Below are 25,108 nucleotides of genomic sequence, written 5' to 3'. Positions count from 1 at the left end.
CACTACCGGACACGCCAAGAGCGGAAATAAACGCGACTGTAGTACTAGTTCCCCTGGACGGTGAAGTCCTTGGTGTCCTCGGCCAGTCGCCCGGTGCCGGTGGGGGGCGCACCCCAGACCGCGAGCCGGTAGCTGCCCCGGGGGAGCGTCAGGGAAATCTCGAACTCGTTGGCGGCCAGGTCCGCCTCCCCGGTCCGGACGGTGCCGGAGGCGACCACCGGATCGGCCTTCCCGCCGTCGGTTTGCCGCACCTCCCAGCGGGTTCCGGCGGGAAAGTCCGCGGCGTAGCCGTGGATGCGCACGGGGTTGCCCGTGGCGACCCCGCCCTGCACCGGGTCCACGATCCAGATCGGGGCGCCAAAGGTCGCGTCCCGGGACAGGGGACGATCCAGGGGAACGTGGCCGAAGGCTTCGTGGCCGGCACGCCCGTCCACCAGCAGGACCACCTCCGCGGCGGCTCCCCCCAGCAGGCCGGCGTTGGCCGCCGCCGACGTCGCGGTGAAGACCAGCTGCTGGATGGCGCGCTGGGCGAGCCCCGCGTCCAGCCGGCGCGCGAACGCGTCGGCTGAGAGGTCCACCGTGATCACGTTGTCGGCCGAGATCGAGGTGCCAATGCGGCTGGCGGGGCTCCACACGTTGAAGAAGTCGGGGTCCTCCGGTGACTGCTCCAGCATGTGCTTGATGCTGGTGGTTACCGGATCGCCCTGGTCCTCCGCCCGCACGTACTCGCGGTAGAGGTAGACGGTGGAGTCGCGTTCTCCCAGCCAGTAGACGGGGGAGAGGCTGCGGGAGGCAACCGGCTCAAGGGCCGTGCCGCTGGCGGCCGCGGGCACCTTCTGCAGGGCCTCGGTGGGCACCGGCATGGTGCTGGACGCCCCGCCGGGCCCCTCCGCGCAGGCCGAAACCATCGCCAGGCACGCCGCCAGTCCCAGCGCGGCGATACGGGCGCGGGTCCTGAGGCGGGTGTGGCGGGTCAAGGGTCATTCCTTCCTGCGAAAACACGGACAGCCAAGCGGCGCTTAACCCAGCTTGGCACAGCCCGCCGGGGAGGCGCGGCACCCGAGGGCCTGCCGCCCGGAACGTTGCACAAGCGATACCAAAGCCTCCGTCCGTGACTGGCCCGTGTCCTTTGGTCCCAACACCTCACAGGGCACCACGCAGGGAACTTCACAGCGCACCCTAACAGGATGCACGGTGCGTGCGCCCGGCGTGCTCCATCCCTTATGCAGGGGCCGGCCCGGGGACGCGCCGACAAGGTCAAGTACGATGGAAGGGCGCCGGAAAGGCCCGGGAGAGCCCGCGGCCGGATCCGCCGGCGCGAACCAACGGGGAGGTCCGCCAGCAGCATGACCGAGGACGTCAGCAACCCGGGGGACGCGGCGCGCGTCCCCGCGCCCGAGCAGGCCGAACAGGCCGAACAGGCCCGGACCCGCATCCACTTCGACAGCACGGAGGAGATGGTCGCCACGCTCGGCGCCCATGACGAGGTCCTGCGCATCATCCAGGGCGTCTACCCCGCGGCCCAACTCCATGTCCGCGGCAACGAACTCAGCTTCGGCGGCGACCCGGCCGAGGTCGCCAAGGCCCAGCGCCTGGTGCAGGAGGCCCGCGCCCTGGCCGCCCGCGGCACGCGCGTCTCCCCGCAGGTGGTCGAGCAACTGGTGCGGATGTTGGACGGGAGCCGCGAATCGCGCCCCCAGGACGTCTTCGGCCTGAACATCCTCACCGGGCGCGGGCGCAGCATCCGGCCCAAGACGGTGAACCAGAAGGCCTACGTGGATGCGATCGACGCCCACACGGTCATCTTCGGTATCGGCCCCGCCGGCACCGGCAAGACCTACCTGGCCATGGCCAAGGCCGTCCAGGCCCTGCAGGCCAAGGAGGTCAACCGGATCATCCTGACCCGCCCCGCGGTGGAGGCCGGCGAGAAGCTCGGTTTCCTGCCCGGGACGCTCACCGACAAGATCGACCCCTACCTGCGCCCGCTCTACGACGCGCTGCACGACATGGTCGATCCCGAATCGATCCCGCGCCTGATCGCCGCCGGCACCATCGAGGTTGCCCCGCTGGCCTACATGCGCGGGCGCACGCTCAACGACGCGTTCATCATCCTCGACGAGGCCCAAAACACCACCCCGGAGCAGATGAAGATGTTCCTCACCCGGCTGGGCTTCGGTTCCCGGATCGTCGTCACCGGCGACGTCACCCAGGTGGACCTGCCCGGGGCCACCAAGTCGGGGCTGAAGGTGGTTACCGAGATCCTGCAGGGCGTGGATGACATCGCCTTCTGCCGGCTCGACTCCACCGACGTGGTCCGCCACCGGTTGGTCGGGGACATCGTCAACGCCTACGAGGCCTGGCAGGCCCGTGCCCGCACCCCCCGTCCGCGTCCGGCCCGGCGCGGCAAGGCCGCATCCCCGGCCGCCCGAGCCCAGGAGGACTAGCCCGTGTCCGTGGAAGTCAACAACGAATCCTCCATGGAGGCCGACCTCGAGGCCGTCGCCGCGCTGGGCCGCCACATCCTGGACAGCCTCTACGTCCACCCCGAGGCCGAGGTCTCGGTAATCCTCGTGGACGAGGACGCGATGGAGCGCCTGCACCTGGAATGGATGGACCTGCCCGGGCCCACCGACGTCATGTCCTTCCCGATGGATGAACTGCGCCCGGGCAGCCCGGGCAGCCCCACCCCGGCCGGGATGCTCGGCGACATCGTGATCTGCCCGCAGGTCGCCGCCCAGCAGGCCCGCGCCGGCGGGCACTCCACCGCGGACGAGATCCTGCTGCTGGCCACCCACGGGATGCTGCACCTGCTCGGCTACGACCATGAGGACCCGGCCGAGAAGGAAGAGATGTTCGGCCTGCAGCGCAGTCTGTTGGAGGCCTTCCTCGGCCGCCCGGCCCCGCGGGAGACGATGCAGTGATCCCGGGCGTCCTGGCTTTGCTTGCCGTCCTTTTCATCCTCTGCGCCGCACTGCTGACCGCCGCCGAGGCGGCCTTCCTCCACCTCCCGCGCCACGACGCCGAACAGATGCTGGCCGAACGCCCCCGGCCCCGGCTGCGCCGGATCCTGGCCGAGCCGACGGCGCACACGCACGCCGTGCGGTTTTGGAGGATCTGGTTCGAAACCGCCTCCGCCGTCGCGATCGCGATCCTCTACCACGACCTGTTCGGCAGCATCTGGGTGGCCGGCCTGCTGGCCACCGCCACCATGGCCGCGATCGGCTTCGTACTGGTGGGCGTGTCCCCCCGACGCTACGGCCGCAACCATGCCGCCGGCGTCGTGGCCTTCACCGCGCCGCTGGTGCGGCTGCTGCGCCTCATCCTGGGGCCTGTCCCGGGCTGGCTGGTCGCCATCGGCACAGCCGTCGCCCCCAATGCCCCCGACGCCGAGGACGCGTTCTTCACCGAGGAGCAGCTGCGCGATCTGGTGGACCGGGCCAACGAGGCCGACGTGCTCGAGGACGCGGAGGCGGACCTGATCCACTCCGTGTTCGCCCTCAGCGACACCCGGGTGCGCTCGGTCATGGTTCCGCGCACCGACATGGTCACCGTGGAGCAGGGCACCCCGCTGGAGTCGGCGATGAGCCTGTTCCTGCGCTCGGGCTGTTCGCGCATTCCGGTGATCCGCGACAGTGCCGACCAGGTCACGGGCATCGTCTACCTCAAAGACGTCGCGGCCCGGCTCCATGCGCACCCGGACGAGCACCGCACCGTGGAGTCGGTCAGCCGGGAGGTGAGGTACGTCCCCGAATCGAAGCTGGTCGGGGACCTGCTGCGCGAACTCCAGCGCGAATCCACCCACGTGGCCATCGTGATAGACGAATACGGCGGCACGGCGGGCCTGGTCACCCTGGAGGACCTCATCGAAGAGATCGTGGGGGAGATCGACGACGAGTACGACCGGTCCCGCCCGGAGACCGAGGACCTCGGCGGCGGCGTGTACCGGATCAGCGCCCGGCTGGGCATCGACGACCTGGGCGAGCTGTTCGGCCGGGAGATCGAGGAGGACGAGGTCGACACGGCCGGAGGACTGCTGGCCAAGACGCTGGGCCGCGTGCCGATCGTCGGCTCCGAAGTCTCGGTGCACGGCATCCGCCTGCAGGCCGAACGGCTCCAGGGCCGGCGCAACCGCCTCGGCACCCTGCTGGCTTGGCTCGAGGACGAGCCGGCCCCCAAAGACACAGACGACGACGGCCCGCAGGGCCGCAAGGAAAAGGACGCCGCGCTGCGCGGCGACCGGAACGAGGAGTAGCCGATGGCTTCCAGGAACACGGGCCCCAAGGATCAAGGCCGGGGGGACCGCAGGCAGGAGGGCACCCCCATCCAGGTGCCGGGCCTGCTCCCGACGCAGTGGCCGGAAGGCTACCGTGCCGGCTTCACGTCCTTCGTGGGCCGCCCCAACGCGGGAAAGTCCACGCTGACCAATGCGCTGGTGGGGCAGAAAGTGGCCATCACCTCGGCCAAGCCCCAAACCACCCGGCACACCATCCGCGGCATCGTGCACCGCGACGACGCCCAGCTGGTGCTCGTGGACACCCCCGGCCTGCACCGGCCGCGCACCCTGCTGGGGCAGCGCCTGAACGACCTCGTCGCGGAAACCCTTTCCGAGGTCGACGCGATCGGCTTCTGCATCCCCGCCAACGAGAAGATCGGCCCCGGCGACCGCTTCATCGCCACCCAGCTGGCGCAGCTGCAGCGCAAGCCCATCGTCGCGATCGTCACCAAGGCCGACCTCGTCGACCGCTCCGACCTCGCCAGGCAGCTGGTCGCCGTGGAGGCCCTGGGCACCGAAACGCTCGGGGCGGGGGGCTGGGCCGCCGTCGTGCCGGTCTCCGCCACCAAGGACTTCCAGGTCCAGGCCGTCGCCGACATCCTGGTCCAGCAGATGCCGGTCTCCCCGCCGCTCTACCCGGACGGGGAACTGACTGACGAGCCGGAGGCCGTCATGGTCGCCGAGCTGATCCGCGAGGCCGCCCTCGAGGGCGTGCGGGACGAGCTTCCCCATTCGCTCGCTGTGGTGGTGGAGGAGATCGTTCCGCGCGAAGGGCGCCCCGAGGACAATCCGCTGCTGGACGTGCGCGTGAACCTCTACGTCGAGCGCTCCTCGCAGAAGGCCATCATCATCGGCCGTGGCGGCGCCCGCCTGCGCGAGGTCGGCACCCGCGCCCGCAAGGGCATCGAGGCACTCTTGGGCACCCGCGTCTACCTGGACCTGCACGTGAAGATCGCCAAGGACTGGCAGCGCGACCCCAAGCAGCTGGGACGCCTGGGCTTCTGACCGGCGCGGGCGGGCGGGCGCACCCGCCCGCCTGCTGCCTGCCGCCTGCCGCCGGCGCAACAATGCCCGGCACGAAGTGGGCGGGTGCTACTGTAAGGGCGTGAGTTCGGGAATGCTGCTACTTAGCCGCCGCTGCGAGGCCAGATAGGACCAGCGGTCCTGGGCCGACCCCTCGCGGCGGAGTTCCGATGTTGCCGGCCACCCATTTCATCCCCACTGAAAAGGCCACCTGAACCATGCAGAACATGCAAAAGCCCTCCGGAATGCCCATCCATAAGTACGTCCCGTTCCAGGACCAGATCACCGTGTCCCTGCCGGACCGCACCTGGCCGGACAAGTACATCACCCAGGCCCCCCGCTGGTGCGCGGTGGACCTGCGCGACGGCAACCAGGCGCTGATCGACCCGATGAGCCCCGAACGCAAGCACAAGATGTTCGACCTGCTCGTGAAGATGGGCTTCAAGGAGATCGAGGTCGGCTTCCCCTCGGCCTCGCAGACCGACTTCGACTTTGTCCGCCAGCTGATCGAGCAGGACCGCATTCCGGACGACGTCACCATCCAGGTCCTCACCCAGTCCCGGGAACACCTGATCGAACGCACCTATGAGGCCCTCGAGGGGTGCAAGCAGGCGATCGTCCACCTGTACAACTCCACCTCGGTCCTGCAGCGGCGCGTCGTATTCAACCAGGACCAGGACGGCATCGTCGACATCGCCCTCACCGGCGCCCGGCTGTGCAAGAAGTACGAGGAGCAGCTGGTCGGCACCAAGATCACCTACGAGTACTCCCCGGAGTCCTTCACCGGCACTGAGCTGGAGTTCGCCAAACGGATCTCCGACGCCGTCGCCGAGGTGCTGGAGGCCTCGCCGGAGAAGAAGATGATCCTGAACCTGCCGGCGACCGTCGAGATGGCCACCCCCAACGTCTACGCCGACTCGATCGAGTGGATGCACCGCAACCTGGCCAACCGCGACTCCATCATCCTCTCGCTGCACCCCCACAACGACCGGGGCACCGGCGTGGCCGCCGCCGAGCTGGGCTACCTGGCCGGCGCGGACCGCATCGAGGGCTGCCTGTTCGGCAACGGGGAGCGGACCGGCAACGTCGACCTGGTCACCCTGGGCATGAACCTGTTCGGCCAGGGCATCGACCCCATGCTGGACTTCTCCGACATGGACGAGATCCGCCGCACCGTCGAGTACTGCAACCAGCTGCCGGTCCCGGAGCGTTCGCCCTACGGCGGCGACCTGGTCTTCACCGCCTTCTCCGGCTCCCACCAGGACGCCATCAAGAAGGGCTTCGAGGCCATGGAGAAGGACGCCGCGGCAGCCGGCAAGAGTGTCGACGAGATCGTCTGGGCGGTGCCCTACCTGCCCATCGACCCGAAGGACATCGGCCGCACCTACGAGGCCGTGATCCGCGTGAACTCGCAGTCCGGCAAGGGCGGTGTGGCCTACCTGCTCAAGAACGAACACCAGCTGGACCTGCCCCGCCGCGCGCAGATCGAATTCTCCGGCGTCATCCAGCGCCACACCGACGCGGCCGGCGGCGAAATCACCGGCAGCGAGCTGTGGCGGGTGTTCCAGGACGAGTACCTCCCGGTCAAGGCGGAGGAGGGCATCAAGTGGGGCCACTATGAGCTCGGGTCCGTCACGGCGGAAACCGCCGAGGACGGCACCTTCAAGCTCTCCGCCACCCTGCTGGTGGGGGGCCAGCCCCAGCGGCGCACCGCCGGCGGCAACGGGCCCATCAACGCGCTGCTGAAGATCCTGGAAGAGGACGGCGTCGACGTCCGCGTGCTGGACTTCACCGAGCACGCGCTGAGCGAAGGCGGCAACGCCCAGGCCGCCGCCTATGTCGAATGCGCCGTGGGCGAACGGGTGCTCTGGGGCGTGGGCATCGACACGAACACCGGCGTCGCCTCCCTCAAGGCCGTCATCTCCGCGGTCAACCGCGCCATCCGCGACGCCCGCTAGGAGCAGTCCGCAACGGACAGGGCCGGGGCGGCGCCCCGGCCCTGTCCGCTGTCCGCCCCCACAACCCGGTCCGTCCCCACAACCCGTTCCGCCCCCACCGCCCGCTCCGGCGTCGTACCGGCCCCGGAGGGCGTGCCGCGGGCACGGCGGTTCTCTGGGACAATGGAACCCGTGTCCCCCTCCCTTTTCGCAGCCAAGTCCTACCGGACCCCGGCCCTGGTGCTGCGCACGCACAAACTGGGGGAGGCGGACCGGATCGTGGTCCTGCTGACCCCGGAGCACGGTCAGGTGCGCGCCGTGGCCAAAGGTGTGCGGCGGACCAGTTCCAAGCTGGGCGCGACGCTGGAGCCCTTCATGTTCGTGGACGTGCAGCTGGTGCGCGGGCGGACCCTGGAGGTCGTCACCCAGGCGCAGCTGCGGGCGCCCTACGGGCAGGCCCTGGCCGCCGACTACGCCCGCTACACCTCCGCGCATGCGATGGCGGAAACCGCCGAGCGGCTCACGGAGACCGACGGCGAGTCCGGGGCGGCGCAGTTCCGGCTCCTGCACGGGGCGGTGGCCGCGCTGGCCCGCGGGGACACCGACCCCGGCCTGCTGCTGGACTCGTACCTGCTGCGGGCCCTGGCGACCGCCGGATGGGCGCCCAGTTTCACGGACTGCGTGCGCTGCGGGGCGCCGGGCCCGCACACCGCGGTCAATATCCCGCTGGGCGGGGTGGTCTGCCACGACTGCCGCCCGGCCGGCTCGCAGTCCCCGGCCCCGGAAACCGTCGGGCTGCTCGCGGCCCTGCTGAGCGGGGACTGGTCCCGCGCCAACGGCAGCCCCCCCGGGGCCCGCCGGGAAGCGGCCGGCATCGTGGCAGGATACCTGCAGTGGCATCTGGAACGGGTGGTCAAGTCACTCAAACATGTGGAGAGAGCGTGAATTCCCTGAGCAGTAAGCGCGGACCGTCCGGCCGTGCTCCCCAAGCCCCCGAACCCCACCCCAGCGGGGCGGTGCCCCCGCCGATCCCCAAGGCGCTGGTGCCGCGGCACGTCGCGATCGTCATGGACGGCAACGGGCGTTGGGCGAACGAACGCGGCCTGCCGCGCACCGAGGGGCACCGGGCCGGAGAGGCCGCGCTGGTGGACGTCGTGGCGGGCGCGATCGAGCTGGGGATCGAGTTCGTGACCGTATACGCATTCTCCACCGAAAACTGGAAGCGAAGCCCCGAGGAGGTGCGCTTCCTCATGGGCTTTTCCCGCAACGTGCTGCGCCGCCAGCGCCGCCAGCTGGGGGAGTGGGGGGTGCGCATCCGCTGGTCCGGACGCGAGCCGCGGCTGTGGAAATCCGTGGTCAACGAACTGCGCGACGCGGAGGAGGAGACCAAACACAACAGCCTGTGCCGGCTCACCATGTGCGTGAACTACGGCGGACGGGCGGAGATCGCCGACGCCGCCGCGGCGATCGCCCGCGATGTCGCCGCCGGCAGGCTCAAGGCCTCCGCGGTCTCCGAAAAGACCGTGGCGCGGTACCTGGACGAGCCGGACCTTCCGGACGTGGACCTGTTCCTGCGCACCTCCGGCGAACAGCGCACCTCCAACTTCATGCTGTGGCAGTCCGCCTACGCCGAGATGGTCTTCATGGACGTGCTCTGGCCCGACGTCGACCGCCGCACCCTGTGGGAGGCCGTGGAGATCTACGCGCGCCGGGACCGCCGCTACGGCGGCGCCGTGGACAAGGCCGCGCCCTAGCCGCACCCGGCCCGCTCCACCCCCTCCGGGCAGGTCCGGTCAGGTGAGGTCCGGTCAGGCCCGGCCGGGCTCCTCCGGGGCGGGAAGGTAGCCCCCCGCCCAACGCGACAGCGCGGCGTAGGCGGCGCGGCGCGCCGGAAGCGACGAGGCGAAGACGTCGTGCATGGCTCCGTGGACCCGCACCACCGACACCTCCCGCCCCAGGCCCACGGCGCGCTGGCGCACCGTGTCCACCTCGATGACGCTGTCCGCCCGCAGCATTTCCGGGTCGTAGACGGTACCAAAGCGGGTCCGGCTGGCGGTCAGGACCAGGATCGGCTCGTGGATGTCCAGCCCCCGGGCCACGGCCGCGTGCCCGGCCATCACCGCGGTGAGCCACCCCACGGTGACCGGGAAGGCGTGTCGCGGGCGCCACAGCGGATGCAGGTCCCAGTGCCCGTGCCCCTCGCGGCTCATGGACTGCCAGTATGACTCCACCTCCGGCAGCTTCAAACGGGTCTTGGGCCGCCGCCGCGCCACCGGGTCCAGCAGGCCGGCGGCGGCGTTGCGCACCAGCCAGCTGCCCTGCGTTTCCAGCCACGGGCTGTTGAGCACCAGCGCGGAAAACCGTCCCGGGTTCCGGTCCGCCCACAGGCTGGCGATCAGCCCGCCCGTGGAGTGGGCCACGCACACCACGTCGCCCAGCCTGCCCACATCCGCCGCTATCGCCGCGAACGCGGCCTCGAGGTCGGCGTCGTACTCGGACAGGTCGGTGGTGAAACCCGGCGTGGACCACGCGCGGAGGCTGCGCCCGTAGCGGCGCAGGTCCAGGGCATAGAAGCGGTAGCCCCGGCGGGTCCAGTAGCGGGCCAGTTCCACGTTGTAGAAGTAGTCGGTCCAGCCGTGCAGGGCCAGCACCGCCGGCACCGGCGCACCGGGCCCGGGGTGGCGCGCCCCGGCACGCCCCACCAGCCCCGCCACCCTTCCGCGCAGGCGCGGGCCGTGCTCGGCGGGGCTGGCGGGACCTTCCGGCACGTAGCGCACCAGCGTGGCGCACAACGGCCCGTCCTCGTCCTCCCCGGCATGCAGCGTGGTGTATTCGAAACCCCGCCCCAGCAGGTCGGGGACCCACTGGCCGGGCAGGGTGTCCGTCGCGTACCCCGGCGGCGTGTCGGCTGCCCACGCTTCCGTGTCCATCACCATGTGATGAGCATAACCACCCCCAAGTTGCCGCCCGTGCACCCACACGGAAAACTGGAACCCATGCGCATTTACCCGACCTTCTTCCGCCTCGTCTTCTCCGGCATGGACCCGGAAAAGGCCCATCACATCGGCTTCCGGCTGATCCGGCTTACGGAGGAGACCAAGGCGTCGGCGCTGCTGCGCAGGATCACCCGGCCGCACCCCTCGCTGCGCCGGACCGTCATGGGCATCGACTTCCCGTCCCCGTTCGGGCTGGCCGCCGGCTTCGACAAGGAGGGCCACGGCGTCGCGGCGCTGGCCGACCTCGGCTTCGGGCACGTGGAGGTCGGGACCATTACCGGCCAAGCCCAGCCGGGCAATCCCAAGCCGCGCCTGTTCCGCCTGGTGGAGGACCGCGCGGTGATCAACCGCATGGGCTTCAACAACGACGGCGCCGCCTCGGTGGCCCCGCGCGTGCGGGCCGCCCGACCGGTGCTGGCCCGCCGCTTCCCCGCGGCCCGTCCGGTGCTGGGCGTGAACATCGGCAAGACCAAGGTGGTCGAACTCGAGGACGCCGTGGAGGACTACCTGGCCGGCACCCGGCTGCTGGCCCCGCACGCGGACTACCTGGTAGTGAATGTCAGCTCCCCGAACACCCCGGGCCTGCGCCTGCTGCAGGACATCGCGTCGCTGCGCCCGCTGCTCTCCGCGGTGGGGGCGGAAGCGGACCGCGTGGCCGGACGCCACGTGCCGCTGCTGGTGAAGATCGCCCCCGACCTGGCTGACGAGGACATCGACGACGTCGCCGACCTCGCCAGGGACCTGGGGCTGGACGGGGTGATCGCCACCAACACCACCATCGCCCGGCAGGGACTGGCCACGCCTGCGGCCCGCATCGAGGAGATCGGCGCGGGCGGGCTTTCCGGGGCCCCGCTCAAGGCCCGCTCGCTGGAGGTGCTGCGGCGCCTGCGCGGGCGCCTGGGCCCGGAGACCGCGGTGGTGTCCGTCGGCGGCGTCGAAACCGCCCAGGACGTGCTCGAGCGCCTGGACGCGGGGGCAGACCTGGTCCAGGGCTACACCGCGTTCCTCTACGAGGGTCCCTTCTGGGCCGCACGCATCAACCGCGGCTTGCGGAAGGCGCTGGCCCGCGGCTGACCTTTTCCTTCCAGCACAACGCAGGGGAGGCTTCCAGCACGGAAGCCTCCCCTGCGTAGTATTTACAGCCTTTCCCCGTGCCCGGCCGCCGGCGCTCCCGCGCAACACCGGGCGGGCCCGGGAAGCCGGGGCGGGCGGTTCCACGTAGCCGCATGCCGGAATCGGGTACCCCTCCACCCGTGCGCCCCGCCCGGACCGCCCGTAGGGTCAAACCGGCGCCTGCGCAGGGGACCCGCGCCGGGTCCACCCGGATGTCTTGGGGGCGTACGGGCGAAAAACGGGGGCGCCAAGGGAACGGCTCCAATGACGTGTGGCCGGGAGGGGGTCCGGGCGCCACTGGCGCGCGGCGGGCCCCAACGGCAGGGGCAGGGGCGCCGGTAGCGCCCCTGCCCCTGATACTGCACCCTGCCGCTTCTGTCTCTGCAGGGCCGCTTCTGTCTCTGCCGGCTGTGTAGGGCCGTGCGGTCAGCCGACGTCCTGGCCGCGCTTGACCAGCGGCTTGGGCACGCGCAGCTTGCGGAACTGGAGCCCGCGCATGGCGGCGTACCAGAGCACGCCCCGTTCCACCTGGCCGAACTTCGCCGCCAGGCGCTTCTTGAGCTGGCGGGTCATGATGAAGGCGTCCAGGACGGTGATGCCCAGCACCCCCCACAGGGCGAAGGTGATGCCGACCTGTATTTCGGCGCTGGAGGGCATCACCAGCGAGAAGATCAGGAAGGCGAAGATGGCGAACATCAGGAACTCGCCCGCCATGAAGCGGGCATCGACGAAGTTGCGTGCGAAACGCTTCTGCGGTCCCTTGTCGCGGGCCATCATGTAACGGTCGTCGCCGGTCTCGTTGGCGATCCGCAGGCGCTCCTGGGCGGCCAGGCGCTCGGCGCGCGCGGCATTGCGCGCAGCCTTGCGGTCAGTGTGCACCAGCGGCCGCTTACGGCTGGCCACTTGGGCACTGCGCTTCGGGGTCGGGGCGCCCTTGCCCTGGGTGGGGGTCTCGGTCAGTTCCTCTGCGGCGGCCGGCTGGGCGGCGGCTTCGTCCTTCTTGCGTCCAAACACCCGCCAAGTCTAGCCCGGACCGGCGGTAGGCTGTGCCACATGACTACCCCTGACACGGCATATCACGGTCACGCCGCGGCGCCGGGCACCGCTCTGGCGGCGGCGGTGGACGCCGCCCTGCCGCGAACCCTCGCGGAGCTGAAGGATCTGGTGGCGGTCCCGGGCATCGCCTGGGACTCCTTCGACCCGGAGCAACTCCAGCACAGCGCCGAGGCCGTAGCCGGCCTCGTGGGCGGCCTCGGGCTCGGGGAGGTGCGCATCCTGCGCACGCAGGCCCCGGGAGGCCTGCCCGGCGGACCCGCCGTCGTCGTCCGCCGGCCCGCCGCCGCGGGCAAGCCCACCATCCTCCTCTACGCCCACCACGACGTGCAGCCCCCGGGCGACGAGGCCCTGTGGAACACGCCACCGTTCACCGCCACGGAAATCGACGGCCGCCTGTACGGACGCGGGGCGGCGGATGACAAGGCCGGGATCATGGTCCACGTCGCGGCGCTGCGCGCCGTGCTGGAGACCACCGCGGACTTCGGGCTCGGCGTGGTCCTGTTCATCGAGGGGGAAGAGGAGGCCGGCTCGCCCACCTTCCGCCGCTTCCTCGAGGAACACCGGGACCTGCTGGCCGCCGACGTGATCGTGGTGGCCGACTCCATGAACTGGAAGGTTGGCGTCCCGGCGCTGACCACCAGCCTGCGCGGACTGGCCGCGGCCGTGGTGGAGGTGCGCGTGCTGGAACACGCGGTGCACTCGGGCATGTATGGCGGCCCGGTGCTGGATGCCCCGACCCTGGCCGCCCGGCTGATCGCCAGCTTCCATGACGCCGAAGGGAACGTGGCCGTCGAAGGGCTCCACGCCCGGGAAGGGGCGGCGGTGGACTACCCGGAGGACGCGTTCCGCGCCGACGCCGCCGTCGTGGAGGGCTACCGGCTGGCCGGCAGCGGCAGCCTCGCCGACCGGCTCTGGAACAAGCCCGCGCTGTCCGTGATCGGCTTCGATGCCCCGTCCGTGGCCCTGTCCTCGAACGCGCTGGTCCCGGCAGCCCGGTTCAAGGTCAGCCTCCGCCTGGCCCCCGGCCAGGACCCCCAGGCCGCGCTGGCGGCGCTGGAACGGCACGTGCTGGCGCAGGACCTGTTTGGCGCGCAGGTCCGCTTCGAGCCCGTGGAGGCGGGACACGCCTTCACCACGGACACCTTGGCCCCGGCCGCCCGGGCCTGCCTGTGGGCGCTGGAACAGGCCTGGGGGGTGCCCGCCGTGGAGATCGGGGTGGGCGGTTCCATCCCGTTCATCGCCGACCTGGCCGAAATCTTCCCGCAGGCCCGCATCCTCGTCACCGGGGTGGAGGACCCGGACTCGCGCGCGCACGGGCCGAACGAATCGCTGCACCTGGGGGACTTCCGCAACGCCATCCTCGCCGAGGCCCTGCTTCTGGCGCAGCTGGACGGGCAAGAGGCGTAAGCATCCCAGCCGACGTACCATTGATACAAGGGCGGGACCGGCCTGGTCCCGGAGGCCCGCCATGAGCAGCAACGGAGGACAACCATGACAGCCGCCACCAACGACACCACCGCCGACTCGACCGAACTGCCGACCCACGAGGTCCAGCTGTCCGAGGTCGCCGCCGGCAAGGTCCGCAGCCTCCTTGAGCAGGAAGGCCGCACCGACCTGCGCCTGCGCGTGGCCGTCCAGCCGGGCGGCTGCTCGGGCCTGATCTACCAGCTTTACTTCGACGAGCGGCTCCTCGACGGTGACGCAGTGCGCGACTTCGACGGCGTCGAGGTCGTTGTCGACAAGATGAGCGTGCCGTACCTCAACGGCGCATCCATCGATTTCGAGGACACCATCTCGAAGCAGGGATTCACCATCGACAACCCGAACGCAGGCGGCTCGTGCGCCTGCGGCGACTCCTTCCACTAAGGAGCCGATGGCCGGAAACTCCGCCCGCACCCGTGGGTAAACCAGCGGGAGGGGCGGAGTTTCTGTCACGTTTGGGGGCCCCAAAGGGGTAAGCTCTACGATGAGTAGTAAAACTATGGATTTCTTTAGCCATGCCACGGCTGCTTCCCAGCAAAAGATGCCGGTCGGCGGTGGGCTGAAGCATCATTCAGCACTATCAAAGAGGAAGGGCCGTCTGTGAGTTCGCAAGACCGAACCAGCAGCAGGCGCGGGGGCGGGGCCAAGGTCTTGGCCGTCGCCGCCGCAGGCGCGCTGTTGTTGACGGGTTGTTCGGAGCAGGTCCAGCGTGGCTGGCTCCCCAACGAGAACCGGGATACCACCAACCACACCGGTATGATCCAGGACCTTTGGGTCAATTCCTGGATCGCCGCGCTGTTGATCGGCCTGCTCACGTGGGGGCTGATCATCTGGTGCATGGTGGCCTACCGCCGCCGCAAGGGCGACACCGGCTACCCGCGCCAGCTCAGCTACAACCTGCCGCTTGAGATCTTCTACACGGCCGTTCCGCTGATGCTGGTCCTGACCCTTTTCGGCTTCTCGGACGACACCGAGCGCAGCATCGCGAACCCGGTGGAGAACTCCGACCTGACTGTCGACGTGCGCGGCAAGCAGTGGTCCTGGGACTTCAACTACACCTGGGAGGGCCAGGAGAAGCACTTTGCCGGCGTCCAGGCGCAGCTTGACGGCACCGAGGGCGTCGAGGAGACCCTGCCGACGCTGTACCTGCCTGTCAACCGCTCCGTCCACTTCGAGCTGAACAGCCGCGACGTCATCCACTCGTTCTGGATTCCCGCATTCCTGCAGAAGCTGGACATGTTCCCGGGCCGGACCAACCACATCTACCTGACCCCGCAGGTCGAGGGCACGTTCGACGGCAAGTGCGCGGAGCTTTGCGGCGAATACCACTCCGAAATGCTCTTCAACGTGAAGGTCGTTTCCGAAGCCGAGTTTGAGGCGCACCTCGCCACGCTCGAGGACGGCCACCTCGGCGCGGAGTACGACCGCATCCCCGGGACCGTCAATTCTTCCGCCAACACGTCCCACGGCGAAGGAGAGTAGTCAGCAATGACCACCTACGAATACGCGACCGAAGACGCCAAGGCGATCGCCCCACGCGTCGTGCCGGTCTCCAAGGGACGCATCGTCGTCAACTGGATCACCACCACCGACCACAAGACCATCGGGTACATGTACCTGATCGCGTCCTTCCTGTTCTTCTGCCTTGGCGGCGTGATGGCCCTGCTCATCCGTGCCGAGCTGTTCGAACCGGGCATGCAGATCCTGCAGACCAAGGAACAGTACAACCAGCTGTTCACCATGCACGGGACCATCATGCTGCTGATGTTCGCCACGCCGCTGTTCGCCGGCTTCGCCAACGTCATGATGCCCCTGCAGATCGGTGCCCCCGACGTGGCCTTCCCGCGCCTGAACGCGCTGGCGTTCTGGTTCTTCCTCTTCGGATCCACCATCGCGGTCTCCGGCTACATCACCCCGCAGGGTGCCGCCTCCTTCGGCTGGTTCGCCTACGCGCCGCTGTCCAACAGCACCTTCAGCCCCGGAGCCGGCGGTGACCTCTGGGTCTTCGGCCTGGCCCTCTCCGGCTTCGGCACCATCCTGGGTGCGGTGAACTTCATCACCACGATCATCTGCCTGCGCGCCCCCGGCATGACCATGTGGCGCATGTCGGTGTTCTCCTGGAACACGCTGATCACCTCGATCCTGGTCCTGATGGCGTTCCCGCCGCTGGCCGCCGCACTGTTCGCCCTCGGCGCGGACCGCCGCTTCGGGGCGCACATCTTCGACCCGGAGGCCGGCGGCCCCATCCTGTGGCAGCACCTCTTCTGGTTCTTCGGCCACCCCGAGGTGTACATCATCGCCCTGCCGTTCTTCGGCATCGTCTCGGAGATCTTCCCGGTCTTCAGCCGCAAGCCGATCTTCGGCTACAAGGGCCTGATCTTCGCCACGATCGCCATCGCCGCTCTGTCCGTGGCCGTGTGGGCCCACCACATGTATGTCACCGGCGCCGTCCTGCTGCCGTTCTTCGGCTTCATGACGATGCTGATCGCGGTCCCCACCGGCGTGAAGTTCTTCAACTGGATCGGCACCCTCTGGCGTGGATCGGTTACGTTCGAGACGCCGATGCTGTGGAGCCTGGGCTTCATGGCCACCTTCCTCTTCGGTGGCCTCACCGGCATCATCCTGTCGGCCCCGCCGCTGGACTTCCACGTCTCCGACACCTACTTCGTCGTCGCCCACTTCCACTACGTCGTCTTCGGCACCGTGGTGTTCGCGATGTTCGCGGGCTTCTACTACTGGTGGCCGAAGTGGACGGGCAAGATGCTCAACGAGCGCCTGGGCCAGATCCACTTCTGGATGCTGTTCATCGGCTTCCACGGCACCTTCCTGATCCAGCACTGGCTGGGTGTCATGGGCATGCCGCGCCGCTACGCCGACTACATGCCGGAAGACGGATTCACCGGGATGAACCAGTTCTCCACCGTGTTCGCCTTCCTGCTGGGCATGTCGATGATCCCGTTCTTCTGGAACGTGTGGGTCACCGCCCGCCACGGCAAGAAGGTCGCCGTGGACGACCCGTGGGGCTTTGGCGGCTCCCTGGAGTGGGCAACCTCCTGCCCGCCCCCGCGCCACAACTTCCACTCCATCCCCCGCATCCGTTCGGAGCGCCCGGCCCTTGACCTCCACCACCCGGAGCTGAGCGCGCGCCACACGCCGGACACCGCCGTTGCCAAGATCTTTGGCCCCGCCGACCAGAAGGACCTGTAAACATGAAGATTGAGTCCTGGCTCTTCCTCGGGGGAATCTTTTTCTTCATCCCGGTAGGCATCGTTTACGGCGTCATGACCGAGTGGAACGAGTGGGTCGGCTTCCCGGCGCTGTTCATGGTGGCAGGCATGGCCGGCATGATCGGGTTCTACCTGTACTACACGGCCAAGCGCGTCGGTCCCCGTCCCGAGGACCGTCTCGACGGCGAGATCCACGAGAACGCCGGCGTGATCGGCAAGTTTGCCCCGTGGAGCTGGTGGCCGCTGATGCTGGCCTCCGCCGCAGCCGTCGGCTTCCTGGGCCTGGCCATCGGGTACTGGATCCTGTACCTGGGTGTGGGCCTGGCCGTGATCGGCATCATCGGCTGGGTGTACGAGTACAGCCGCGGCGACCACGCCCACTAGGGCGGTAACCGCAGCAGCAAACGCCGGTGGCGGCATCCCCACGAAGGGGATGCCGCCACCGGCGTTTCTGGTCTCCGGCCGGAGAGGGCCCCGGCACCGGGGGCTATACCATGGGGGTAGCACCCTTCCGCCAGCTCAGGAGTCCCTGCATGCCCCACAGCCGTCCGCTCGTCGTCCGGGCCGCCCTTGACCCGTCTTCCAACGGTTCCAAGTACCTGCAGGTCAAATCCGCCCTCAAGCAGGAGATTGACTCCCACGGACGCCCCGGCCAGCCCATTCCCTCCGAACGCGACCTTACCACGCACTTCGGGGTGGCCCGGATGACGCTGCGGCACGCGATCGACACCCTGGTCGAAGAGGGGGTACTGGAGCGCGTCGTGGGAGTCGGCACGTTCATTGCCCGCCCCAAGATGGACCTGCAGGTAAAGCTGACCTCCTACACGGAGGAGATGCAGCGCCGCGGCATGGTTCCCGCCGCCCGCGTCCTGCGCTTCGAGGAGGTACCGGCAACCGTAGCGGTTGCCCGCGAAATGGAACTGGATGAGGGGACCCCCGTGATCCGGTTCCGCCGCCTGCTGCTCGCCGACGGGCAGCCGATGAGCCTGGACGAGAACTACCTGCCCTCGGCGCGGGTGCCGGGGTTCCTGGACGAGCCCGCACCCACGTCCCTCTACAGCTGCCTGAACGAACGCTACGGGCTGGTCATGGAATGGGGCGAGGACCAGATCGAGGCGTCCGCGGCGTCGCCGGCGGACGCCCAGCACCTGGGCGTCGACGCCGGAAGCCCCCTGCTGCGCATCCAGCGGCACGCCTACGTCCGCCAAAACCTGGTGGACTACTCCATCTCGCTGTACCGTGCCGACCGCTACAAGCTGTGGGTGCCGCTGCAGCGCCCGGGCGCCCGCCCCCCGCGCGCCTACGACGAGGACGACTTCTAATCCCAGGGGGCCGCCGCGGCGGGGGAGTGGGGAGATTCCCGGGCACATGAAAGGGGCCCCATCCAAATGGATGGGGCCCCTTTCATGTGCCCGCCGGGCCAGGCCGGAACCTAGTGGCCGATCTGGGCCTTCTCGCCGCCCTCGACGGCCGCGTGGCCGTGGTGGGCGTGCGCCTCGGCGAGTTCCTCCGGGGTAACCGGGGCGACCCGGTCCTCGAAGAAGAGCCTCGAAAGGGCGCCACGGCGCTTCTCCGCGCGGGAGATGTGGCCGACGGCGTCCGGCTGGGCCGGGACGACGTCCGGCGAGTCGAAGGCCACCAGGCGGTAGCGCTTGTACTCGTCGAGCGGCTCGTGGCGCTCGGAGAAGCCGCCTTCGGGCGACATCTCGATGATGCCGGCCTCACGGCCGTGGAGCACGATGTCGCGGTCCTTGCGCTGCAGGGCCAGGCAGATGCGGCGGGTGACGATGAAGCCGATGACCGGGCCCAGGAAGAACAGTGCGCGCAGCCAGTAGGTGACGTCGTTCAGGGACACCAGGAAGTGCGTCGCCACCAGGTCGGAGCTGGCTGCGGCCCACATCACGCTGTAGAAGACCACGCCGGCGACACCAACGGCCGTGCGGAACGGAGCGTTGCGCGGGCGGTCGAGGATGTGGTGCTCGCGGTCGTCGCGGGTGACCCAGCGCTCGATCCACGGCCAGGCGAACATCAGGCCCAGGAGGACGATGGCCGGAACCAGCGCCGGGAGCAGCACGTTCAGCACCAGGGTGTTGGCGCCCCAGGGGAACGGGATGATCCACTCGAAGCTGAAGTTGCCCAGCATGCCCGGCATCAGGCGCAGCGCGCCGTCGACCCAGCCGATGTACCAGTCCGGCTGGGTGCCGGCGGACACGGGGGAGGGGTCGTACGGGCCGTAGTTCCAGATCGGGTTGATCGTGAAGAAGCCGGAGATCAGGGCAACGACGCCGAAGACGATGAAGAAGAAGCCACCGGCCTTGGCGGCGTACACCGGTCCGACCGGGAAGCCGACGACGTTGTCCTCGGTGCGGCCCGGGCCGGGGTACTGGGTGTGCTTGTGCACGACCACCATGAACAGGTGCATGGCGACCATCAGGAGGATAAGCGCCGGAACCAGCATGATGTGCAGCATGTACAGGCGGCCGATGATGGCGGTGCCCGGGAACTCGCCGCCGAAGAGGAAGGCGGAGATGTAGGTGCCCACGAGCGGGAGGGCCTTGACGACGCCGTCGATGATCCGCAGGCCGTTGCCGGAGAGCAGGTCGTCGGGGAGCGAGTAGCCGGTGAAGCCGGCAGCCAGGGACAGGATCAGCAGCACGCCGCCGACCACCCAGTTCAGCTCGCGCGGCTTGCGGAACGCGCCGGTGAAGAACACGCGCAGCATGTGCACGGACACGGAGGCCACGAACAGCAGCGCGGACCAGTGGTGGACCTGGCGCATGAACAGGCCGCCGCGGACATCGAAGGAGATGTCCAGGCTGGAGGCGTAGGCCACCGACATTTCCACCCCGCGCAGCGGGTTGTAGGAGCCGGCGTAGTGGGTCTCCGCCATCGAGGGGTCGAAGAAGAACGTCAGGAACGTGCCGGAGATCAGCAGGATCACGAACGTGTACAGGGCCACTTCGCCGAACATGAAGGACCAGTGGTCCGGGAAGATCTTTCGCCCGAACTCCTTGACCATCGTGGAGCCGCCGACGCGCTGGTCGACGAAGTCCGCGATGCGTCCGGTCCGGGTCTTGGCCTGGAACTCAGTTGCAGTGCTCATGGATTAGCCACGCTCCCAGTAGCTCGGACCGACGGGTTCGGTGAAGTCGCTTTGCGCCACCAGGAAGCCCTCGGAGTCCACGGTGATCGGCAGCTGCGGAAGCGCGTGGCCGGCCGGGCCGAAGATGACCTTGCATTCCTGCGTGAGGTCGAACGTCGACTGGTGGCACGGGCACAGCAGGTGGTGCGTCTGCTGCTCGTACAGCGCGACCGGGCAACCCACGTGCGTGCAGATCTTGGAGTAGGCAACGATGCCGTTGTAGTGCCAGTCCTCGCGCCCGGGGGAGATGTTCATCTTGCCCGGGTCCAGGCGCATCAGCAGAACGACGGCCTTGGCCTTCTCGTTCAGCGGGTGCTCGGTTTCGCTGAGGCCCTCCGGGATCACGTGGAACGTGGAGCCGATCTGAACGTCGGACGCCTTGATCGGGGTGCCGGACGGGTCGCGGACCAGCTTCACGCCCTTGTCCCACATGGTGTAGCGCAGGCGGTCCACAATCTGGCCGGCGGTGGCGCCGGTGCGGTCCAGGTCGCGGAACATGAAGATCGCCGGGATCGGAGCCAGGGCAATGGCGCCGATGATGGTGTTGCGGATCAGGGGACGGCGCTTGATGCCCGTTTCCTCGATCACGTCACCGATGATCTTCGCCGCGTCCTGGCGGTCGGCCTCGGTGCGGATCTCGTGGCGCGATTCGGACACCTCGTGGTCCGGCATCAGGGTCTTGGCCCAGTGGACGATGCCCACCCCGATGCCGAGCATCGCGAAGGCGGTGCCCAGGCCCAGCAGCATGTTCTGGGTTCGAAGGGCGCTGATCGAGTCGGTCCTGCCTATGACGAAGTAGGCAATGAAGAACGACAGCGTTCCGATGATCGAGATGACGAACAGCCACGCCACCTGACGCTCTGCCCGCTTCTCTGCCCGCGGATCGGTGTCCGCGAGGCGTTTCCGGTGCGGCGGGAGGCCGGGGTCCTGGAACGTGTCCAGCGGCCCCGGGCCAGCCTTAGCAACGGTGCCCGTGTCGTTCGGACCGCCGTGACTATGGTCGCCCATGTTGTCTCTCATCCTTCTCTCAAATATCTAGGTACGTAGTGAACCGGCCGTTGCGGGCCGCCGGCAGGCCTTTAGGAGGAGCGGGAGGTCAGCCAGATAGTGAAGGCGATGATGATTCCCAGTCCCGCCGTCCAGATGAACAGGCCCTCGGAGACCGGCCCCAGCGAACCAAGGGCGGCACCGCCCGGGGAACCCTGCGACTCGATTTCCTTCAGGAAGGTGATGACGTCGCGCTTCTCCTCGGGGGAGATGTTGGAGTCGTTGAACACCGGCATGTTCTGCGGGCCGGTGACCATGGCCTCGTAGATGTGGGCCTCGGACACGCCGTCCAGGGACGGGGCGAACTTTCCGCGGGTCAGGGCACCGCCTGCGGCGGCTGCGTTGTGGCACATGGCGCAGTTGGTGCGGAAGACCGCCCCACCGTTGGCCGAGTTGCCCAGGGAGGTGTCGAGCCATTCCTCGTGCGGCACTGCGGGACCGGCACCGAGGGAGGCAACGAATGCGGAGAGCTGGACAATCTGCTCGTCGGAGAACTGCACCGGCTTGGCCTGGGCCTGGGGGCCCTGCATCTGCATCGGCATGCGGCCGGTACCCACCTGGAAGTCGACGGAGGCAGCTCCGACGCCAACCAGGGAGGGGCCGTTCGGCGTGCCCTCGGCATTGAGGCCATGGCAGGTGGCGCAGTTGGCGACGAAGAGCTTGTTGCCTTCTTCGACATCGCTCGCGGTGTAGACAGTCGAGGCCTTGGCCTCGTTGACACTGCCGGCAGCCGTGTACAGGCCGCCGGTGGCGACCAGTCCGATCAGGAGCAGGGCTGCGGCGGCGAGCGGATGGCGGCGCCTTTGCGAAAGAGCCTTCACTTGCTGGTTCCTCACTAGAGTTTCTTGGGTCTTGTAATGCCGGGGGCCGGGTTTGGCCGGTGCTACTTCAGGAAGTAGATGATCGCGAACAGGGCGATCCAGACGACGTCGACGAAGTGCCAGTAGTACGACGTCACGATGGCCGAGGTCGCCTCGAAGTGGCCGAAGTTGCGCGCGATGTAGGCGCGTCCAATGACTAGCAGGAAGGCGATCAGGCCGCCCGCCACGTGGAGGCCGTGGAACCCGGTGGTCATGTAGAAGGCGGATCCGTAGGCGTTGGAGTTAAGCGCGACGCCGTGGTGGACCAGCTCGGTGTACTCGTACGCCTGGACGGAGACGAAGATGGCACCGAGGATGAAGGTCAGGATGAACCATTCGACCATGCCCCATTCCTTGAAGTTGAAGAGGCCGCCGGTGCGGCGGGGCTTCAGGTCTTCGGCGCGGAAGACGCCCATCTGGCAGGAGAAGGAGCTGGACACCAGGATGATCGTGTTGATCAGGGCGAACGGCACGTTCAGCTTAGCGCTCTCCGTAGCCCACATCTCGGGGGCCGCGGCACGCAGCGTGAAGTACATGGCGAAGAGCGCGGCAAAGAACATCAGCTCGCTGGAAAGCCAGACGACAGTTCCCACCGACACCATGTTGGGACGGTTCGGCGCAGCGTGCGCCGGGGCATTTATGGCATGAGTCGCAGTTGTCACAGAGCCATTATGTCTATAAAAGTGCCGGGCACACCAATGCAACAGGCCCGGAGTGGCGGCTCTGGGAGCTGCTCAGCCCCTGGATCCCCGGAATCACAAGGGATTAACAATTCCGCACTTTCTACAAAACGTAGATAACCTTGTCTGGTGCCAACGATTCCAGCCCCGAAGAAGTTCCCTAACTGGCCCTCGGTGTTGACCACTTTGATTGGTGGCCAAGACATTTCCCGCGGGGACGCCGCATGGTCCATGGGGGAGATCATGGCCGGAAACGCCAGCGATGTGCAGATCGCCGGTTTCCTGGTGGCACTGCGCGCCAAGGGCGAAACCGTGGAGGAGCTCACCGGATTCGTCGATGCGATGGTCGCCAATGCGCGGCCGCTGCACATTCCGGGCGAGAAGCTGGACATCGTCGGAACCGGAGGCGACCGCCAGAACACCGTCAACATCTCCACCATGGCCTCCCTGGTGTGCGCCGGTGCCGGTGCCCGGATCGTCAAGCACGGCAACCGGGCCTCGTCTTCCTCGTCCGGGTCGGCGGACGTGCTTGAAGCCCTGGGTGTCCGCCTTGAGGTGCCGCCGGAGGGTCTTGAATCCGTGCTGGACGCCGCGGGCATCACCTTTTGCTTCGCGCAGGTCTTCCACCCGTCCATGCGCTTCGCCGCCGTGCCCCGCCGTGAGTTGGGCGTGGCGACTGTGTTCAACTTCCTGGGACCGTTGATCAACCCGGCCAACCCCAGTGCCTCGGCGATCGGCTGCGCGGATGCGCGAATGGCCCCGCTGATGGCCGGCGCGCTGGCGGTCCGCGGCAGCCGCGCCCTGGTGTTCCGCGGCGACGACGGCCTTGACGAGTTGACCACGACCTCGTCCAACCGCGTGTGGGAGGTCCGTGAGGGCAGGATCACCGAGAGTACGCTCGACGCGCGCGACCTCGGCATTGCGCGGGCCACGCTGGAGGACCTGCGTGGGGGGCTGGCTCCGGAAAATGCCGCTGTGGTCCGGCGCGTCCTGGGCGGGGAGCGGGGCCCGGTACGCGACGCCGTCGTGCTCAATGCCGCCGCCGCGCTGGTGGCCTACGCGGCAACGGCGGACGGCCCGCTGCACGAGCGGCTCGCCGCGGCGAAGGTCCGCGCGGAGGAGGCCATTGACTCGGGCCGGGCGGCCGCCGCGCTGGAGCGGTGGGTGGCCGCCTCCTCCTCCGCCTGAGCCTGCCGGGCGCCCGGCATGCCCCCGGCCTGCCCCGGCCTGCGCCGGAACTGCGCCAGAACTGCACAGTTCGAACCCGACCTCCGGCCGGCCACTGGCCCGGAAAGGCAACAGTCTCGACGCGGTGCCGCACGGAAAAAGGTGCCGCACGGAAAAAAAGGGGGGGCACCGGCCGCCGGCCGGTGCCCCCCCTTTTTTCCGTGCCCGGCAGTGGCTGCCCCGGGCACGGCTTCCCGGGACCCGCCGCTACTCGAGCCCGAGGGAGAAGGCGGCGTCGAGGTCGTGCCGGGAGTAGGCGCGGAACGCGATGTGGGTGGAGGTCTCCAGCACGCCCTCCACCTTGGAGAGCCGGTTGGCGATGACTTCCGCCAGCTGCTCGTGCTGGCGGACGCGGACCACGGCGATCAGGTCCCAGTCGCCGGCAACGGAGTAGACCTCGCTGATGCCGTCGATCTCCGAGATTTCCTGGGCGCACTCCGGGATGCGGTCTGACTTGGTCTGAATCATCACAAATGCGGTAACCACGCTCTTTGCCTCCACTTTTTGCTGTCGCCGCGGGCGGACCGGCGGCACTGCCTCCGAGCCTAGTTCACCGCGCGCCCGGCGCGCACCTTGCGGCGGGCGGCCAGCCCGACGGCGGCGCGGCGGCCCAGCAGGAACACCCCGAGGGTCACGGCGGTGACGACGACGAAGGGCACGGCGGCGGTGGCGCCGGTGCCTACGCGCAGCGCCAGGCCCAGCACGACGGTGCCGGCCCAGACGATGACCCCGGCGGGCCACGTCCGGGAGATGGTCGCACGCGGCCGTGTGGCCCAGGTGAAGAGGGCCAGCGCGGCCAGGAACGGGGCCGCCGTCTGCAGGATGCCCAGTGGGGTCAGCCCGTGCTCGTGGGACTGGCGGCCCAGGGCGGCGAAAAGCACCACCAGCAGGGCGTCCAGGAGGAACAAAGGAATCCAGGGGCTGCGGCGGTCCATACCTTTAATATTAGGCGCGCTGCCGGGCAGGACCGGAGTCCGGGCTGAGCCCACAAGCACCGAGCCCACAAGCCCTGAGCCTTGTAGTTTGACCTACAAGCCGATAGCCT

Annotated in this window: 24 protein-coding genes; 15 read left to right on the top strand and 9 right to left on the bottom strand. The window is 68.8% G+C overall.

What is annotated here, in order from left to right:
* Nucleotides 1-44 precede the first annotated feature (44 nt).
* Nucleotides 45-977 (bottom strand): GerMN domain-containing protein, encoded by a 933-nt coding sequence (locus tag NCCP_RS03205; RefSeq protein WP_149955743.1) that lies wholly within the window; start codon nt 975-977, stop codon nt 45-47.
* Between the two features lie 369 nt (nt 978-1,346).
* On the opposite strand from NCCP_RS03205, the gene NCCP_RS03200 reads away from it, so the two are divergent.
* The 7 genes from NCCP_RS03200 (at nt 1,347) to NCCP_RS03170 (ending at nt 8,987) form a co-directional block, all read left to right on the top strand.
* Nucleotides 1,347-2,444 carry a PhoH family protein gene (locus NCCP_RS03200; protein ID WP_149955741.1) on the top strand — a complete coding sequence of 366 codons (1,098 nt, stop codon included), beginning with the start codon at nt 1,347-1,349 and terminating at the stop codon, nt 2,442-2,444.
* Between the two features lie 3 nt (nt 2,445-2,447).
* Entirely contained in the window at nt 2,448-2,921 is a 474-nt protein-coding gene (gene ybeY, locus NCCP_RS03195; protein ID WP_149955739.1) for an rRNA maturation RNase YbeY, read from the top strand.
* Nucleotides 2,918-4,252 carry a hemolysin family protein gene (locus NCCP_RS03190; protein WP_149955736.1) on the top strand — a complete coding sequence of 445 codons (1,335 nt, stop codon included), beginning with the start codon at nt 2,918-2,920 and terminating at the stop codon, nt 4,250-4,252. The genes ybeY and NCCP_RS03190 overlap by 4 nt, the downstream gene beginning before the upstream one ends.
* A gap of 3 nt (nt 4,253-4,255) precedes the next feature.
* Entirely contained in the window at nt 4,256-5,278 is a 1,023-nt protein-coding gene (gene era / locus NCCP_RS03185; RefSeq protein ID WP_149955734.1) for a GTPase Era, read from the top strand.
* Between the two features lie 236 nt (nt 5,279-5,514).
* Entirely contained in the window at nt 5,515-7,254 is a 1,740-nt protein-coding gene (gene leuA / locus NCCP_RS03180; protein ID WP_149955732.1) for a 2-isopropylmalate synthase, read from the top strand.
* Between the two features lie 171 nt (nt 7,255-7,425).
* Nucleotides 7,426-8,178, top strand: a complete 753-nt coding sequence (gene recO / locus NCCP_RS03175; protein WP_149955729.1) for a DNA repair protein RecO — start codon at nt 7,426-7,428, stop codon at nt 8,176-8,178.
* Nucleotides 8,175-8,987, top strand: a complete 813-nt coding sequence (locus NCCP_RS03170; RefSeq protein WP_149955726.1) for an isoprenyl transferase — start codon at nt 8,175-8,177, stop codon at nt 8,985-8,987. The genes recO and NCCP_RS03170 overlap by 4 nt, the downstream gene beginning before the upstream one ends.
* 54 nt (nt 8,988-9,041) lie before the next feature.
* On the opposite strand, the gene NCCP_RS03165 is transcribed toward NCCP_RS03170, so the two are convergent.
* Nucleotides 9,042-10,169, bottom strand: a complete 1,128-nt coding sequence (locus NCCP_RS03165; protein WP_225873648.1) for an alpha/beta hydrolase — start codon at nt 10,167-10,169, stop codon at nt 9,042-9,044.
* 60 nt (nt 10,170-10,229) lie between these two features.
* Here NCCP_RS03165 and NCCP_RS03160 point away from each other — a divergent pair, with 60 nt between their 5' ends.
* Nucleotides 10,230-11,303 carry a quinone-dependent dihydroorotate dehydrogenase gene (locus NCCP_RS03160; RefSeq protein ID WP_149955724.1) on the top strand — a complete coding sequence of 358 codons (1,074 nt, stop codon included), beginning with the start codon at nt 10,230-10,232 and terminating at the stop codon, nt 11,301-11,303.
* 465 nt (nt 11,304-11,768) lie between these two features.
* Here the strand turns inward: NCCP_RS03160 and NCCP_RS03155 are convergent, their stop codons facing one another.
* A complete protein-coding gene (locus NCCP_RS03155; RefSeq protein WP_149955722.1) occupies nt 11,769-12,356 on the bottom strand; it encodes a DUF3043 domain-containing protein in 588 nt (195 codons plus the stop codon).
* 39 nt (nt 12,357-12,395) lie between these two features.
* On the opposite strand from NCCP_RS03155, the gene NCCP_RS03150 reads away from it, so the two are divergent.
* The 6 genes from NCCP_RS03150 to NCCP_RS03125 all read left to right on the top strand — a co-directional run bounded on the left by NCCP_RS03150 (nt 12,396) and on the right by NCCP_RS03125 (nt 18,429).
* Entirely contained in the window at nt 12,396-13,805 is a 1,410-nt protein-coding gene (locus NCCP_RS03150) for a dipeptidase (RefSeq protein ID WP_149955720.1), read from the top strand.
* Nucleotides 13,806-13,889: 84 nt separating this feature from the next.
* Nucleotides 13,890-14,264: a HesB/IscA family protein gene (locus NCCP_RS03145; protein WP_149955718.1), complete on the top strand. Its 375-nt coding sequence runs from the start codon at nt 13,890-13,892 to the stop codon at nt 14,262-14,264.
* A gap of 216 nt (nt 14,265-14,480) precedes the next feature.
* Nucleotides 14,481-15,362: an aa3-type cytochrome oxidase subunit II gene (ctaC, locus tag NCCP_RS03140; RefSeq protein ID WP_149955716.1), complete on the top strand. Its 882-nt coding sequence runs from the start codon at nt 14,481-14,483 to the stop codon at nt 15,360-15,362.
* A 6-nt stretch (nt 15,363-15,368) separates the two neighbouring features.
* Nucleotides 15,369-17,087: an aa3-type cytochrome oxidase subunit I gene (gene ctaD, locus NCCP_RS03135; protein WP_149955714.1), complete on the top strand. Its 1,719-nt coding sequence runs from the start codon at nt 15,369-15,371 to the stop codon at nt 17,085-17,087.
* Between the two features lie 2 nt (nt 17,088-17,089).
* The gene (locus NCCP_RS03130) at nt 17,090-17,491 is read left to right on the top strand and encodes a cytochrome c oxidase subunit 4 (protein ID WP_149955712.1); all 402 of its coding nucleotides are present in this window, start codon (nt 17,090-17,092) and stop codon (nt 17,489-17,491) included.
* 149 nt (nt 17,492-17,640) lie between these two features.
* A complete protein-coding gene (locus tag NCCP_RS03125; protein WP_149955710.1) occupies nt 17,641-18,429 on the top strand; it encodes a GntR family transcriptional regulator in 789 nt (262 codons plus the stop codon).
* A gap of 110 nt (nt 18,430-18,539) precedes the next feature.
* Here the strand turns inward: NCCP_RS03125 and qcrB are convergent, their stop codons facing one another.
* The 4 genes from qcrB to ctaE form a co-directional block, all read right to left on the bottom strand.
* On the bottom strand, nt 18,540-20,210 hold the full coding sequence (gene qcrB, locus NCCP_RS03120; RefSeq protein ID WP_149955708.1) for a cytochrome bc1 complex cytochrome b subunit: 1,671 nt from the start codon (nt 20,208-20,210) through the stop codon (nt 18,540-18,542).
* 3 nt (nt 20,211-20,213) lie between these two features.
* Nucleotides 20,214-21,257, bottom strand: coding sequence for a cytochrome bc1 complex Rieske iron-sulfur subunit (qcrA, locus tag NCCP_RS03115; RefSeq protein ID WP_149955706.1), 1,044 nt, complete (start codon nt 21,255-21,257; stop codon nt 20,214-20,216).
* Nucleotides 21,258-21,328: 71 nt separating this feature from the next.
* Nucleotides 21,329-22,117 (bottom strand): cytochrome bc1 complex diheme cytochrome c subunit, encoded by a 789-nt coding sequence (qcrC, locus tag NCCP_RS03110; protein ID WP_149955704.1) that lies wholly within the window; start codon nt 22,115-22,117, stop codon nt 21,329-21,331.
* A 62-nt stretch (nt 22,118-22,179) separates the two neighbouring features.
* Nucleotides 22,180-22,818 (bottom strand): aa3-type cytochrome oxidase subunit III, encoded by a 639-nt coding sequence (gene ctaE / locus NCCP_RS03105; protein WP_149955702.1) that lies wholly within the window; start codon nt 22,816-22,818, stop codon nt 22,180-22,182.
* 144 nt (nt 22,819-22,962) lie between these two features.
* Between ctaE and trpD the strand changes: the two genes are divergently transcribed.
* Complete coding sequence (trpD, locus tag NCCP_RS03100) at nt 22,963-24,024, top strand: anthranilate phosphoribosyltransferase (RefSeq protein WP_414727697.1); 1,062 nt, start codon at nt 22,963-22,965, stop codon at nt 24,022-24,024.
* Between the two features lie 246 nt (nt 24,025-24,270).
* Here trpD and NCCP_RS03095 read toward each other — a convergent pair whose 3' ends face one another.
* Nucleotides 24,271-24,549 (bottom strand): Lrp/AsnC family transcriptional regulator, encoded by a 279-nt coding sequence (locus tag NCCP_RS03095; protein ID WP_149955700.1) that lies wholly within the window; start codon nt 24,547-24,549, stop codon nt 24,271-24,273.
* A gap of 59 nt (nt 24,550-24,608) precedes the next feature.
* Complete coding sequence (locus tag NCCP_RS03090) at nt 24,609-24,998, bottom strand: DUF3054 domain-containing protein (RefSeq protein ID WP_149955697.1); 390 nt, start codon at nt 24,996-24,998, stop codon at nt 24,609-24,611.
* Nucleotides 24,999-25,108 lie beyond the last annotated feature (110 nt).

It is taken from the genome of Zafaria cholistanensis, assembly GCF_008580665.1.
Classification (GTDB): domain Bacteria; phylum Actinomycetota; class Actinomycetes; order Actinomycetales; family Micrococcaceae; genus Zafaria; species Zafaria cholistanensis.
The sequence above is the reverse complement of the archived record's forward strand: the minus strand, read 5'-3'. Positions and strand labels throughout refer to the sequence as shown.